The following is a 12,555-nucleotide window of genomic DNA, read 5'->3' on the forward strand; positions in this document are numbered from 1 at the left end:
GTACTTTCAGCTCGTGAATCGCACCGACCCGGCGAGGCCGGCAGCTGGATCCGGCCGTCGTACGCAGATGCGCGTCATTCTGGTGGGCTCGGTGCCGAACCTCGTGCAGTGGTTCAACCTGTACCTGTACGCGACCTTCGCGCCGTACTTTCGGACCGAGTTCTTCGATCCGGCCTCGACGAACTCACTCGTGTACGTCTACGGACTCTTCGCACTGACCTTCGTCGTACGCCCGCTCGGCTCGTGGCTGTTCGGCAGGCTCGCGGACGCGCGAGGCCGACAGTTCGCGCTCGTCGCGGCAGTCACGCTCATGTCGGCCGGATCGGTTGCTCTGGCGGTCACACCGACGGTCGACGAAATCGGTGCCTGGGCGGCGGTGATCCTCGCGGTCGTGAGCATCGTCCAGGGCATCGCAACCGGTGGCGAATATGCAGCGGCGACGGTGTTGCTCTCCGAGTCGGGCACGCGAGGTCATCGTGGATTCTTCGCCTCGTTCCAGGCCACGACCATCGTCGGCGGCCTCGTGCTCGCGCAGACTTGTCTATTCGTGCTGCTCGCGAGCACCGACCGTGCGGCAATCTCCGAGTGGGGCTTTCGGCTCGCGTTCGCCGCGGGAGGCGCGGCCGGGCTGGCGTCGCTGTGGTGGGCGCGCGGACTCGATCGCGCCCCGCGAGAATCGAAAGCACCCCAGGCAGACCGAGACGCCACGATGGGAGCGCTGTTTCGCGATCACTGGCGTCCGTTGACTTGGGTGTTCCTGCTGACCGCCGGAGGAAGCGCGGCGTTCTACACCTTCACCGTCACGGTTCCCTCGATCGTTCGCGAGACGTTCTTCGCCGCGGACGGTGACAGGGGAGAGCTCACCGCGACCGGCCTCGTGCTCGCTGCCTTAGTGGTGCTCGTGGTGCTGCAGCCGGTCGGCGGTGCATTGAGCGACCGCATCGGCAGAAAGCCCCTGCTCGTCGTATTCGGGGTGCTGGGGATCCCTGCCACCGGTGCGTTGGTGCCGGCGACCGCACATCTCGCATCCCCACTTGCTGTCCTCGCCATCCTGGTGAGCGCATTTTTGGTACTCACGTGCTACCTGTCCGTGAACGGCATCGCCAAGGCGGAAGTGTTTCCCCCACACATCCGAGCGCTGGGCGTCGGCTTCGGCTACGCGGTGGCGAACTCCCTCTTCGGAGGCACGGCACCGTTGATCTACCACGCCACGAGCGGTCACGGCAGTGTCGAATTCATCGCCTACATGGCGGTGCTGATCGCGGTGACGCTGTGCGCCGCCCTGCGGATGCAAGGCGGCTCGGCGACCGCGCTCGACAAGCCGAACAGCCCGCTCTAGAAACCCCAGCCCATGACGGCCGGGCGCGCTGTTCCGAACGTCAGATCCAGCGCATGCAGAGATTCCTCGTTGCGGGCGGTGAGGCGGTTTGCCGCGGCGAACAACCGAGCCCGGTGGGTGCCGAAGTAGATGCTGGCGAGCACATCGATGTCGAGTTCGATGTCCGGTTCGGATTCCACCCGGGTGCAGGTCGCCTTGCCATCGTCCACGGTGAACGAATAGGTACCGCCCGCTTCGAGGAACGGATCACGGACGGCGATGATCAGCGACGTGTCGAGAGCGTAGGTACGCGCCTCGAGAGCTGCCTCGACGTGCATGATGCGGGCCCACAGAGCGTCATGGTGAGCCGTGACCTTCGGTAGCCGGTTGTTGGTCAGCAGGAACGGCAGTACTTCGTCCCGTGCCTGCCGGACTTCGATGGTGTCGACCAGGTCGACCCCGACCAGGATCTGCCACAGCGCGGCGTACGCGTCGTCGGTCACCGCGATGAATTCTTCCACCACCACCCGGCTGGGATTGCGTCCGCGGCGGTAGGCGACGTAACCGTCGGAGTGGACGATGAAGAACAGTGCGGTCAGTCCGCCGCGTCGGTTCTCGCGATCGGCGAAGAATCGCTCCCAGCGGATCGGCGGCTTGGGCTGCGCGCCTGCGGTCCGCTGCTGCCACCGTTGGTAGATGTTCGGGAGCAGTTCGGTGGCCTCGGCCGATTCGATCAGCCGCACACCCGTCGCCGGGGGAGCGTCCTTGCGGAACTGCGCGAACCGACGGTCGATCGAGACGCTGATCTCCTCGGTCACCGGTCCGTATCCGAAGCGTCCGTAGATCGTCGCCTCGCTGGCTGTCAGCAGCGACAGCGGCGCACCCGCGTCGTTCAGAGCCCGGTGCTGCTGGGTGAACATCGATCGCAGGATGCCGCGTCGGCGATGCGTCGGTGCGACCGACACCCAGGAGACTCCCGACGCCTCGACCTGCGCGCCGCCCGGAACGGTCACCGACATCGGGAAGTGCATGGCGACACCCACCGGGGTCTCGCCGTCCCATGCCAAGTACACGTGTTCGGACTTGGTCAGGATCTGCGTCTCGGCGAGATCCTCGGCGTTCTGATGCTCGCCGAACGCGTGGGCGTCGAGTAGCGCGACGGCATCCCAGTCGTGGTCGGAGGCGGTGCGGATGGTGATCGATTCGTCGGTAGTCATCGTTCTTTACTTTTCCATACAGAAGTAGACCTTCGCCGGGGGACTGCCAGAAGTGCGGGTGACAAGATGAGCGGGTGGTTCATGTAATCGATGTCGACGATCCTCTCGACCCCCGGCTGGACGATTTTCGCGACCTCAACTCCTCGGACAGGCGACCCGATCTGCCCGAGGGCAAAGGCTTGGTGATCGCCGAGGGAGTGCTGGTTGCACAGCGCCTGTTGAGTTCGCGTTTTCCGATGATCAGCCTGCTCGGCGTGGATCGACGGCTCGACGCGTTGCGCGACGACCTTGCAGAATCGGATGTTCCGTTCTATCGGACGTCGGCTGAGGTGATGGCCGAGGTCGTCGGCTTCCATCTCAATCGTGGCGTGTTGGCGGCGGCGAACAGGCCGCCGGCCCTCGATCTGGACGAGGTGCTGGCCGGCGCGAAAACGGTTGCGATTCTCGAGGGCGTCAACGACCACGAGAATCTCGGGTCGATGTTCCGGAATGCGGCCGGCCTCGGCGTCGATGCTGTGCTGTTCGGTGCCGCGTGCGCGGATCCGCTGTACCGGCGGTCGGTACGGGTGTCGATGGGGCATGTGCTGCGTGTGCCCTTCGCGAAGGTGCCCGAGTGGCCGCGTGGTCTCGATAGTGTTCGCGCGCATGGTTTTCAGCTGATCTCATTGACGCCCAATCCCGAGGCCGTATCGCTGGCCACGGCGATGACAGGGGAGAAGGTCGCACTGCTGCTCGGCGCAGAGGGCCCAGGTCTGACCGAACATGCCATGCGCGCCACAGACATTCGTGCTCGCATCCCGATGGCACCGGGCACCGATTCACTCAACGTCGCGACAGCGGCGGCAATGGGATTCTACGAACGGGTGCGTCTGACGTGACCGATCGCGACCCAGGTGTTCGCTGGACCGGTCTTCCGATCGCCTTGATCTCGGCGACACTGGTGGCAGTGGCCTTGACGGCCTTCGGCCTGGAACTGGCGAGAATTCATCCGCTGCTCGCGATCGGCTTGAACATCGTCGTCGTGGCAGGCGCAGCCCCGACGGTTCTGCGTTGGCTCGCCGTCCCGGTCTGGCGCTGGGCTGTCTACGGAGCCGGCATGGGTTCCATCCTGAGCTTCGTGGCACTGGCGGCGCTGGCCTTCTGACTCGCCTATTTGCGCGAGAACCAACGCTTCTTCGGTCGCGGTGCCGTCTGCTCCGAGGCGTCCGGCATGGGAGCCTGGCCACTCGATCCGTTCGAGCCTCGGCTCTGCTGGTTCGGCGGCGGTGGCTCCTGCCCGGGAACGTACATCGTGAAGCCGCAGACCGGCAGTGTGGCCGGATCGAATTCACCGGGGTGCGGGGCACCGGTGTAGCGGAATCCGAGCCACTGAGCGTTGGCGGCCTCGGCGAATTCCTGCGGGTGAAACGGCAGCGACTGTGGATCCGGCATCACTCCGGGGGGATAGATCAGCGGATGCTCACCGGCCCAGAACGACCGCTCCCACACCAGCGGTAGGCCCGCGTCCTCGTAGATGTACACCGGAGTAGCGCTGAACGATCGCCGAAATTCACCGCGCTCCCAGTACGCGAACGCGCCCCACGCGTGCTGTGGATCCGATGCGACGAGGTAGGTGTGCTCGGATGCCAGAGGGCGAGTGAAGGATTCGGGAAGCGTTGAGGGTGTCGGGACCGAAATATTGGACCCGCACACCACGGTCACGCCCGGATAGCAGCCGATGAAGACGTGATCGTCGTCCACACCTGCCGATGTCGATATCGGACCCTGGGCGAGGGGCACAGCCGTCATGTGGGGGTACAGACGGCCGACGAGGGCCGTCGCAGCATTCCAGTCCGAGGTGGTTGCCTCTCGGAGGACAGAAATCGGATCCGGTGTGTCCACGTACCAGATCGTTGACGCTTTGGCCCCCACTACCGGCACCTCTCTCTCCGTAAGCTTCGTCGGAAGCCTACGGCGTGAGCGTCGGCGTTTTGTAACCGAGCGGTAAATCGGTCATCGACGAAGTCAGTTGTGACCGCTGCTGCGGACGCCGAGCAGCACGTCTTCCCAGGACGGCATGGCCGGTTTGCCGCGTTTGTCCTTACCGCCGTGACCGGGTGCAGGCCTGGGTGCGGGCTTGGGGTCTCTGGCCACCGGCTCGCGCGGCTGATCGACCTCGGGGGCCGGGGCCTCGTCGGCCTCGATCTCGACCGTCTCGGCGTCCAATTCGCTGTCCGAGGTGGTTCCGTAGTACTCGTCGAAGCTCTGCTGCGAGGCCTCGTCGTCTGCCGCTGCGGGCGCAAGGGCGCGTACCGGAGCCAGACCACGTAGCTGGCGTCCGAAGTCGGGATCGATCAGTTCGTGTGCGGTGTCGTCGAGTGGCGCGATGGTGCCGCCGTGCCCGTCGGGCAGGAACTGCCAGTGGGCCTTGTTGGTGGTGCGTCCCGCCTGCCACTTCAGCTGTGCGACCCACTTGTTGTCCTCGTCGCGCCAGGCGTCCCACTCGGCGTCGTCGAGATTGTGGCCGCGAGCTCGGAAGGCGAGAGTGACGATGTCGAGCAGAGTCTGGACGGCGGGCCCGTCGTGGCGCAGCGGATGGCCGGCCTGAGCCATCGACGCGGCCTGCGAGCGCTCGAGCAGAACAGGGTGAGCAAACACCTCGACGCGGCTGACGGCCATTCCGGAATCGGCGGCGACCTGTTCGATGGTCGCTCCACTCCGAATTCGAGCCTGAATTTCCTTCGGCCGAAGCAAGCTGTCCATTTCGATCTCAATCTGTCCTAGTCGAGCGATGTCGCCGCGAGAGGCCGCGCGGAGCTTGTCGTCGGCCGGAAGCCGGAATCTGTCGCCGGTCTTGGGATCTGCGCACACGACGAACTTTCCGTCGGCCTCGAGACCCACCACGTGTAAGTCTCGCACTGTGACCTCCTCATCGCGCCGGCTCGCGATACCGTCGAATTCGACCCTAGTTCACCCGATGGTTTCGGTGGGTGTTCGACACGCATCGCTCCGCCGGCCATCGTTTCTCTATCAGAGAGTAGACAGCTGCGGGCTCGACTGCACTCGATCGGCGGATGTTGCGTCAATTGCCTTGTGACGCAACATCGATACGTCCCGCTTCAGATACAACGCGCCCAGGCCGAGGCCGATGCTCAGGGCGACCGCGTGTCCGACGGCGGTGAACGACGGGTTCGATATTCCGCCGACGGCGACGACCGCGATCCAGAGTGCGGCCCAGCCCAGCCGCCACGGCATCGGCAGGTAACGAATCATGGACCCGGCCACCGCTGCTGCTGCGTAGCTGACCCCGACGTCGACTGCCATCGCCAGCGAGTCGGCCAACCAATCTACGCGTATGCCGATGAACAGGCCGACGGCAACCAGTGCCGTCGCGCCGATGTGGCCGGCGCTGAAGGTGAGTAGAAACCGTCGCCATCCGGACACCCATTCGGCGACGGCGAACAAGAATGCGACTCCGGCAAGCCACAGCCAGTTCACCCGACCTTCGGTGAGAAAGACGCTCGTGACGAGGGTGGCGAGATGGCCGTCGGTCAGATTGTGCAGGTTCGTACTCGCCGCATGCAGCACGTGCCAGCGGTCGTGCGGCCCGATCTGGCCGAGCGCTACGGTCCCTGCCACCGCGAGGGTGCAGTAGACCAGTGTCACGCGAATCCGCAGCGCGAGTGCCAGGAGCCCGAACATACGAGCGCTCCCTCCGAGGTCGTTACGCTTGCGTACTTGAACGCAAGTGTAGGCCTCGAAGGGAGCGACTCAGCTGGGATCTTGCTGGGAACTAGCTCACAGCGCGGAGACGACCCAGTCGATGCTCTTCGTCAGCGCGGTGATGTCGTCCGGCTCGATCGCGGGGAACATACCGACACGCAACTGGTTGCGGCCGAGCTTGCGATACGGCTCGGTGTCGACGACGCCGTTGGCGCGCAGGATCTTGGCGACCTGAGCTGCGTCGACCTTCTCGTCGAAGTCGATGGTTCCGACAACCTGGCTGCGGTGATCCGGGTTGGTCACGAACGGCGTTGCGAACTCGCTCTTCTCGGCCCAGTCGTACAGGCGCGAGGACGAATCGGCGGTGCGCGCAGTGGCCCAGTCCAAGCCGCCCTTGCCGTTGAGCCACTCGATCTGATCCGCGAACAGCAGCAGAGTCGCCACGGCCGGGGTGTTGTACGTCTGGTCCTTGCTGCTGTTGTCGACGGCGATCGGCAGAGACAGGAAGTCCGGTACCCAACGGCCGCTGGAGGCGATCTCGTCGACGCGGGCAAGCGCGGCCGGGCTCATCAGAGCGACCCACAGCCCACCGTCGGCGGCGAAGCATTTCTGCGGCGCGAAGTAGTAGACGTCGGAATCTGCGACGTTCACCGGAAGACCGCCGGCACCGGAGGTGGCGTCGATCGCGATGAGGGCGTTCTCGGAGCCGGCCGGACGGCTGACCGGAATGGCCACGCCCGTGGACGTCTCGTTGTGCGCCCAACCGATGAGGTCGACGGACGGGTCGGAGGTGGGCTCGGGTGCACTGCCCGGCTCGGCCTTGACGACGATGGGATCACCGATGAAGGGGTTGTTCTTGGCCACCGAGGCGAACTTGGAGCTGAACTCGCCGTTGGTGAGGTGCAGCGACTTCTCGCGAATGAGGCCGAACGCAGCGGCGTCCCAGAACGCCGTGGTGCCACCGTTGCCGAGCACCACCTGGTAGCCCTCGGGGAGCGAGAACAGGTCCTTCAAGCCACTGCGCACGCGTCCGACGACGTCCTTGACGGGCTTCTGACGGTGGCTGGTGCCGAACACGGACGCGCCGACGTCGACCAGGGATTGCAGCTGCTCGGGGCGAACCTTGGACGGGCCGCAACCGAAGCGTCCGTCGGCGGGCAGGAGATCGGCGGGAATGATCGGCAAATCGGCCATGGAGTAGCGCGTCCTAGCGTCGATGGAATATGGCACCCACAGGCTAGTCGGGTGCCATGACACCGCTGACTACCGGATCAGCTCCCAGCCGTCGACGGACTCGGGGGTGCGGGGTTCGGGGCCGGTGTAGAGGGCGGCCGGGCGAACGAGCTTGCCGAGGCGCTTCTGCTCCATGATGTGCGCGCACCAGCCGGCTGTACGACCGCAGGTGAACATGGCAGGCATCATGTGGGCCGGCACCTCGGCGAAGTCGAGGATCACCGCGGCCCAGAATTCGACGTTGGTCTCGATGGCGCGGTCGGGGCGGCGCTCACGCAGTTCGGTCAGCGCGGCTTGTTCGAGCGCGGCGGCAACCTCGTAGCGGGGTGCGTTCAGCCGCTTAGCAGTGGCGCGCAGCACGCGGGCGCGAGGATCCTCGGCGCGGTAGACGCGATGCCCGAAGCCCATGAGCTTTTCCTTGCGGTCCAGGATGCCGGTGATCAGGGCGCGAGCGTCCCCGGTCCTCTCGACTTCCTCGATCATCGGCAGCACGCGAGCAGGCGCACCGCCGTGCAGAGGGCCCGACATCGCGCCGATGGCACCGGAGAGGCAGGCGGCGACGTCTGCTCCGGTGGAGGCGATCACGCGGGCGGTGAACGTCGAGGCGTTCATGCCGTGTTCAGCGGCCGAGACCCAGTACGCGTCGATGGCGGCGACGTGAGCGGGGTCGGGTTCGCCCTTCCAGCGGACCATGAAGCGTTCGGTGACGGTCGCAGCCTGATCGATGCGGCTCTGTGGGACGGCGGGCTGGTAGATGCCGCGAGCGGACTGGGCGACATAGGACAAGGCCATCACCGACGCGCGGGCGAGGTTGTCGCGGGCCGTGGTGTCGTCGATGTCGAGCAGCGGCTGGTAGCCCCAGATGGGCGCGAGCATCGCCAGGCCGGCTTGGACGTCGACGCGAACGTCGCCGGTGTGAATCGGGAGGGGGAAGGGCTCGGCCGGTGGGAGACCACGCCCGAACGCGCCGTCGACGAGAAGGGCCCAGACATCGCCGAAGGTGACGTTCTGCGCGACGAGTTCTTCGATGTCGACACCGCGGTAGCGCAGTGCGCCGCCGTCCTTGTCGGGTTCGGCGATATCGGAGGTGAAGGCGACGACACCTTCGAGACCGGAGACGAAATCCTCGGGAACGTGTTGAACAGCCATGGCCTGTGGACTCCCTCGTCGCGTTTACGCCCGGCTCTGCGCCGCATCCGGGCGTACTGTGCCAGAACCATAGCGAGCATGTACGCGGGAGTAGCGTCTGGGTTCGTGTCTGCAGATGAACAGCGCCTGGCGCACATGCGAGTCGACTACGGCGAGCCCGAAGACCTCGATGTCGACGCTCTGGTCGGCGGGTGGTTCCCACTGGCGCAGCAGTGGTTGGCCGACGCGGTAGCGGCAGATCTACCCGAGCCCAATGCCATCGTGTTGGGGACCGTCGACGAGGCAGGCAGACCCGCTACTCGCACCGTGCTGTGCAAGGGTCTCGATCCCGACGGCGTGGTCTTCTACACCAATTACGACTCGGACAAGGCCCGTGCGCTCGCCGTGACTCCCTACGCGTCGGTGACCTTCCCATGGATCGCGAGCGCCCGGCAGCTCACCGTGCGCGGCTCGGTGGTCAGGGTCGACGCCGAGACCACCGAAACCTATTGGCGCACCAGGCCCCGCGGCTCCCAGCTGGGGGCGTGGGCGTCCGAGCAATCACGACCCGTCGGCTCGCGGGAAGACCTGGCCGCCAAGCTGGCCGAGGTCACCGCAACGTTCGACGGTACCGATGTTCCGGTGCCCCCGAATTGGGGCGGCTTTCGCGTCGAGCCCGAGACGGTCGAATTCTGGCAGGGCCGAACCAGCCGTATGCACAACAGGATTCGCCTGACGGTGGCAAGTGGTGTGATCGAGCGTCTGCAGCCGTGAGCGGGTTGCGCGGCATTCTTGCCGATACGACACCGCTGAAGACTCCGGCCTACCGTCGGCTGTGGCTGGCCAACATCGTCACCGTCATCGGTGCTCAGCTCTCCATTGTTGCTGTGCCGCAACAGGTATTTCAGATCACGCTGAGCTCCGCCTATGTGGGCCTGACGGGTGTGTTCGCCCTCGTGCCGCTCATCGTGTTCGGCCTGTGGGGCGGCGCGCTGGCCGATGTGATGGACCGCCGCACCCTGCTGATGATCACCACCTGCGGTCTGATCGGAACATCCGCGCTGTTCTGGCTGCAGGCGTTCCTCGGTCTGAACAACGTGTGGATCATCCTGGTGCTCTTGGCAGTTCAACAGGCGTTCTTCGCCGTGAATCAGCCGACCCGCAGCGCGATTCTGCCCAGGATTCTGCCTGCCGAACAGCTACCGGCTGCGAACTCTCTGAACATGACGGTGTTCAGCTTCGGTGCGATCGCCGGCCCGCTCAGTGCAGGCATCCTGATCTACTACATCGGACTCGAGACTCTCTACCTGATCGACACCATCGCGTTGTTCGCAACCCTGTGGGCCGTCATCCGGCTGCCGGGAATTCCGCCGGCGAAGTCGGGTCAGCGAGCCGGATTGCGTTCGGTGTTCGACGGTTTCGCGTATCTCGCCACCCAGAAGGTGCTGCTGGCATCGTTCGTCGTCGACATCATCGCCATGGTGTTCGGTATGCCCCGCGCACTGTTCCCGCAGATCGCGCACGAGAGTTTCGGCGATCCAGCGTCGGGCGGGCCGGTACTGGGCATGTTGTTCGCGGCGATGTCCGCGGGCGCGGTGCTCGGCGGTGTGTTCTCCGGCTGGCTGCCGCGAGTGCGCAGGCAGGGCCTGGCGGTGCTGATCTGCATCGTCGTGTGGGGCGTGGCGATGATCGGGTTCGGCGTCGCCGTCGGCGCAGCCACTGACGGTGCGACCGCCGTTGCCCTGTGGTTCGCGCTGGCGTTCCTGGCCCTCGGCGGCGGGGCCGACATGATCTCGGCGGCGTTCCGCAGCACGATGCTGCAGACGGTCGCGACCGACGAGATGCGCGGCCGACTGCAAGGTGTCTTCATCGTCGTCGTCGCGGGAGGGCCTCGCATCGGTGACGTGCTGCACGGTGCCGCAGCCGCGTCGGTGGGGACAGCAGCCGCCGCGGCCGGCGGCGGCGTGCTGGTCGTCATCGGTGTCTCGATCGCAGCGCTGGCTCTTCCGGCATTCATTCGCTATCGAGTGGGTGTGGTGGTGAACAATGGCGGTCATGGCTGACGCACAGACCTACTCGTTGACGAGCGGCAAGTATCGGGCAGACATCGCTGCCGTCGGAGCGGGCCTGCGGGTTCTCGAGTACGACGGTGCCGCGCTCACCGAGACGTGGGCGGCGGGTTCGAAGCCGCCGCTGTCGGCGGGGCTGGTGTTGGCCCCGTGGCCCAACCGGACGGCCGACGGGACGTTCGCCTTCGAAGGCGTCGAACATCGGTTGGAGATCTCCGAGCCCTCGCGCAACAACGCCAGCCACGGATTCGTCCGACGCGTGGCGTGGACGCTGGTCCAGCACACCGACTCTCGCGTCGAGCAGAGCGTGGACGTGGGGACGCATCAGGGATGGCCGTTCTCCTTGACTGTGACGGTGGTGCACGAGCTGTCGGCGGACGGTCTCACCGTGACCGCGTCTGCGAAGAACACCGGTGATTCGGCCGCGCCGTACGGGATGGGTTTCCACACGTACGTCCGAGTGGGGGATGTGCCGCTCGACGAGTGCACGCTCGAACTCTCGGCCGGGACTCGGCTGCCGCTCGATCCGGTGCGCAATCTGCCCGTGGGGAATTCGGTTCCGACGGCCGATAGCGAGTACGACTTCCGTGAGCCGCGCGCGCTGCAGGGCGTGCAGCTGGACACCCCGTTCAGTGCGTCGCTGCCCGACGGCGACGGCCGTGCGAACCATGTTCTGCGTGGCCCTGACGGCACCGCGACCGTGTTGTGGACCGATAGCAGTTTCGGTTGGGTTCAGGTGTTCACCGCCGATCCGGCCAATGATCAGGCGTATCCCGATCGGGGGCGTGCGTTGGCGATCGAGCCGATGACGTGTCCACCCGATGCGTTGAACTCCGAGATCGATCTGATCGTGCTCGAGCCGGGGCAAACCTGGTCGGGCACCTGGGGAATGAGGTACGAGAAGTGACGATTCTGGTGTGCGGTGAAGCATTGGTCGACTTGGTCCCGGTGCACGAGGGGCCGCTGCTCGCACCCAAACTCGGCGGCGGACCGTTCAACGTCGCCGTCGCGATCGGTCGATTGGGTTCGCCCGTCGCGTATCTCTCACGGATATCCCGCGACCCCTTCGGTGAGCAGATCCTGGCGAGTCTGCGCGACGCAGGCGTCGACATCTCGTGGGTGCAGCGCGGCGACGAGCCGACCACACTGGCGATGACCACGCTCGCCGAGGACGGCAGTGCCGAGTACTCGTTCTATGCCGACGGCACCGCCGATCGGCTGGTGGCCGATCCCGGCGACCTGCCCGAAGAGATCAGCGTGCTCTCGTTCGGCACGCTCTCTCTGCTCTACGAGCCCGGCGCGTCGATGTACGCGGGCCTGCTGCACCGGGCGCGAGCAGCGGGCAAGCTCACGATGCTCGACCCCAACATTCGCCCCGCCGCCATCGACAGCACCAGCGGCGACATCACCGCCGACGGGTTTCGCGACCGCTTTCGCTCGTGGCTGCCCAGCATCGACATTCTCAAGGTGTCCGAGGACGACTCGTTCTGGTTGGGGCTCGGAACCCAGGGCACCACCGTCGACGACTGGCTCGCGGCAGGGGTGACCGCAGTGGTCATGACCCGCGGCGGCGACGGCATCTCCGTCTTCACTGCAACCGACGAGATCTCGGTGCCGGGTGTGGCTGTCGACGTGGTCGACACGATCGGCGCTGGTGACACCGTCCACGGCGCTCTGCTGAGCTTTTTGCAGAAGGAGAGCATTATCACATCGAACGCGGTGCAGGAGATGAGCAAGCAAGATTGGCAGCAAGCGCTCGAGTTCGCCGCGAAGGCAGCGGCAATCACGGTTTCACGACCCGGTGCCGACCCTCCCTGGGCGTCCGAGGCGTCGAGAGACTAGTTTCACTATCGACGTTAGATCTGTCCGTTTTAAGTACGTGTCCGTT

The 12,555-nt window shown here is 65.7% G+C and carries 13 protein-coding genes; 7 read left to right on the plus strand and 6 right to left on the minus strand.

Going from position 1 to position 12,555, the window contains the following annotated elements:
- The first annotated feature begins 13 nt into the window (after positions 1-13).
- Positions 14-1,339: an MFS transporter gene (locus tag QM797_RS08795; RefSeq protein ID WP_283274945.1), complete on the plus strand. Its 1,326-nt coding sequence runs from the start codon at positions 14-16 to the stop codon at positions 1,337-1,339.
- Here QM797_RS08795 and QM797_RS08800 read toward each other — a convergent pair.
- Positions 1,336-2,535: a GNAT family N-acetyltransferase gene (locus tag QM797_RS08800; protein ID WP_283274947.1), complete on the minus strand. Its 1,200-nt coding sequence runs from the start codon at positions 2,533-2,535 to the stop codon at positions 1,336-1,338. The two genes, QM797_RS08795 and QM797_RS08800, sit on opposite strands and share 4 nt — an antisense overlap.
- A 74-nt stretch (positions 2,536-2,609) precedes the next feature.
- Here QM797_RS08800 and QM797_RS08805 point away from each other — a divergent pair, with 74 nt between their 5' ends.
- Both QM797_RS08805 and QM797_RS08810 read left to right on the plus strand, forming a co-directional pair.
- On the plus strand, positions 2,610-3,413 hold the full coding sequence (locus tag QM797_RS08805) for a TrmH family RNA methyltransferase (RefSeq protein WP_283274948.1): 804 nt from the start codon (positions 2,610-2,612) through the stop codon (positions 3,411-3,413).
- Complete coding sequence (locus QM797_RS08810; protein ID WP_283274950.1) at positions 3,410-3,679, plus strand: DUF2537 domain-containing protein; 270 nt, start codon at positions 3,410-3,412, stop codon at positions 3,677-3,679. The genes QM797_RS08805 and QM797_RS08810 overlap by 4 nt, the downstream gene beginning before the upstream one ends.
- 5 nt (positions 3,680-3,684) lie before the next feature.
- On the opposite strand, the gene QM797_RS08815 is transcribed toward QM797_RS08810, so the two are convergent.
- The 5 genes from QM797_RS08815 to QM797_RS08835 all read right to left on the minus strand — a co-directional run bounded on the left by QM797_RS08815 (position 3,685) and on the right by QM797_RS08835 (position 8,619).
- A complete protein-coding gene (locus tag QM797_RS08815; RefSeq protein ID WP_502942280.1) occupies positions 3,685-4,416 on the minus strand; it encodes a DUF6928 family protein in 732 nt (243 codons plus the stop codon).
- A gap of 123 nt (positions 4,417-4,539) precedes the next feature.
- Positions 4,540-5,433, minus strand: a complete 894-nt coding sequence (gene sepH / locus QM797_RS08820) for a septation protein SepH (RefSeq protein WP_283274953.1) — start codon at positions 5,431-5,433, stop codon at positions 4,540-4,542.
- A 111-nt stretch (positions 5,434-5,544) separates the two neighbouring features.
- Positions 5,545-6,216: a rhomboid-like protein gene (locus tag QM797_RS08825; RefSeq protein ID WP_283274954.1), complete on the minus strand. Its 672-nt coding sequence runs from the start codon at positions 6,214-6,216 to the stop codon at positions 5,545-5,547.
- Between the two features lie 96 nt (positions 6,217-6,312).
- On the minus strand, positions 6,313-7,431 hold the full coding sequence (gene serC, locus QM797_RS08830; protein ID WP_283274956.1) for a phosphoserine transaminase: 1,119 nt from the start codon (positions 7,429-7,431) through the stop codon (positions 6,313-6,315).
- A gap of 69 nt (positions 7,432-7,500) precedes the next feature.
- A complete protein-coding gene (locus QM797_RS08835; protein ID WP_283274957.1) occupies positions 7,501-8,619 on the minus strand; it encodes a citrate synthase 2 in 1,119 nt (372 codons plus the stop codon).
- 78 nt (positions 8,620-8,697) lie between these two features.
- Here QM797_RS08835 and pdxH point away from each other — a divergent pair, with 78 nt between their 5' ends.
- From pdxH to QM797_RS08855, 4 genes are read left to right on the plus strand one after another with little or no spacing between them, the layout of a single operon-like run.
- Positions 8,698-9,372 (plus strand): pyridoxamine 5'-phosphate oxidase, encoded by a 675-nt coding sequence (gene pdxH, locus QM797_RS08840; protein WP_502942281.1) that lies wholly within the window; start codon positions 8,698-8,700, stop codon positions 9,370-9,372.
- Between the two features lie 5 nt (positions 9,373-9,377).
- Positions 9,378-10,661, plus strand: coding sequence for an MFS transporter (locus tag QM797_RS08845; protein ID WP_283275330.1), 1,284 nt, complete (start codon positions 9,378-9,380; stop codon positions 10,659-10,661).
- Positions 10,645-11,574: an aldose 1-epimerase family protein gene (locus tag QM797_RS08850; protein ID WP_283274958.1), complete on the plus strand. Its 930-nt coding sequence runs from the start codon at positions 10,645-10,647 to the stop codon at positions 11,572-11,574. Before QM797_RS08845 ends, QM797_RS08850 begins: the two co-directional genes overlap by 17 nt.
- A complete protein-coding gene (locus tag QM797_RS08855; RefSeq protein WP_283274959.1) occupies positions 11,571-12,509 on the plus strand; it encodes a carbohydrate kinase family protein in 939 nt (312 codons plus the stop codon). Before QM797_RS08850 ends, QM797_RS08855 begins: the two co-directional genes overlap by 4 nt.
- Positions 12,510-12,555: the final 46 nt, after the last annotated feature.

This window comes from Rhodococcus sp. IEGM 1381 (assembly GCF_030056795.1).
In the GTDB taxonomy this organism is placed as follows: domain Bacteria; phylum Actinomycetota; class Actinomycetes; order Mycobacteriales; family Mycobacteriaceae; genus Rhodococcoides.

Excerpts from the sequence above, each read along its gene's own strand:
- serC (WP_283274956.1), bottom strand. The coding sequence starts at position 7,431 with ATGGCCGATTTGCCGATCATTCCCGCCGATCTCCTGCCCGCCGACGGA.
- QM797_RS08800 (WP_283274947.1), bottom strand. The coding sequence starts at position 2,535 with ATGACTACCGACGAATCGATCACCATCCGCACCGCCTCCGACCACGAC.
- pdxH (WP_502942281.1), top strand. The coding sequence starts at position 8,698 with ATGTACGCGGGAGTAGCGTCTGGGTTCGTGTCTGCAGATGAACAGCGC.
- QM797_RS08850 (WP_283274958.1), top strand. The coding sequence starts at position 10,645 with ATGGCGGTCATGGCTGACGCACAGACCTACTCGTTGACGAGCGGCAAG.
- QM797_RS08825 (WP_283274954.1), bottom strand. The coding sequence starts at position 6,216 with ATGTTCGGGCTCCTGGCACTCGCGCTGCGGATTCGCGTGACACTGGTC.
- QM797_RS08835 (WP_283274957.1), bottom strand. The coding sequence starts at position 8,619 with ATGGCTGTTCAACACGTTCCCGAGGATTTCGTCTCCGGTCTCGAAGGT.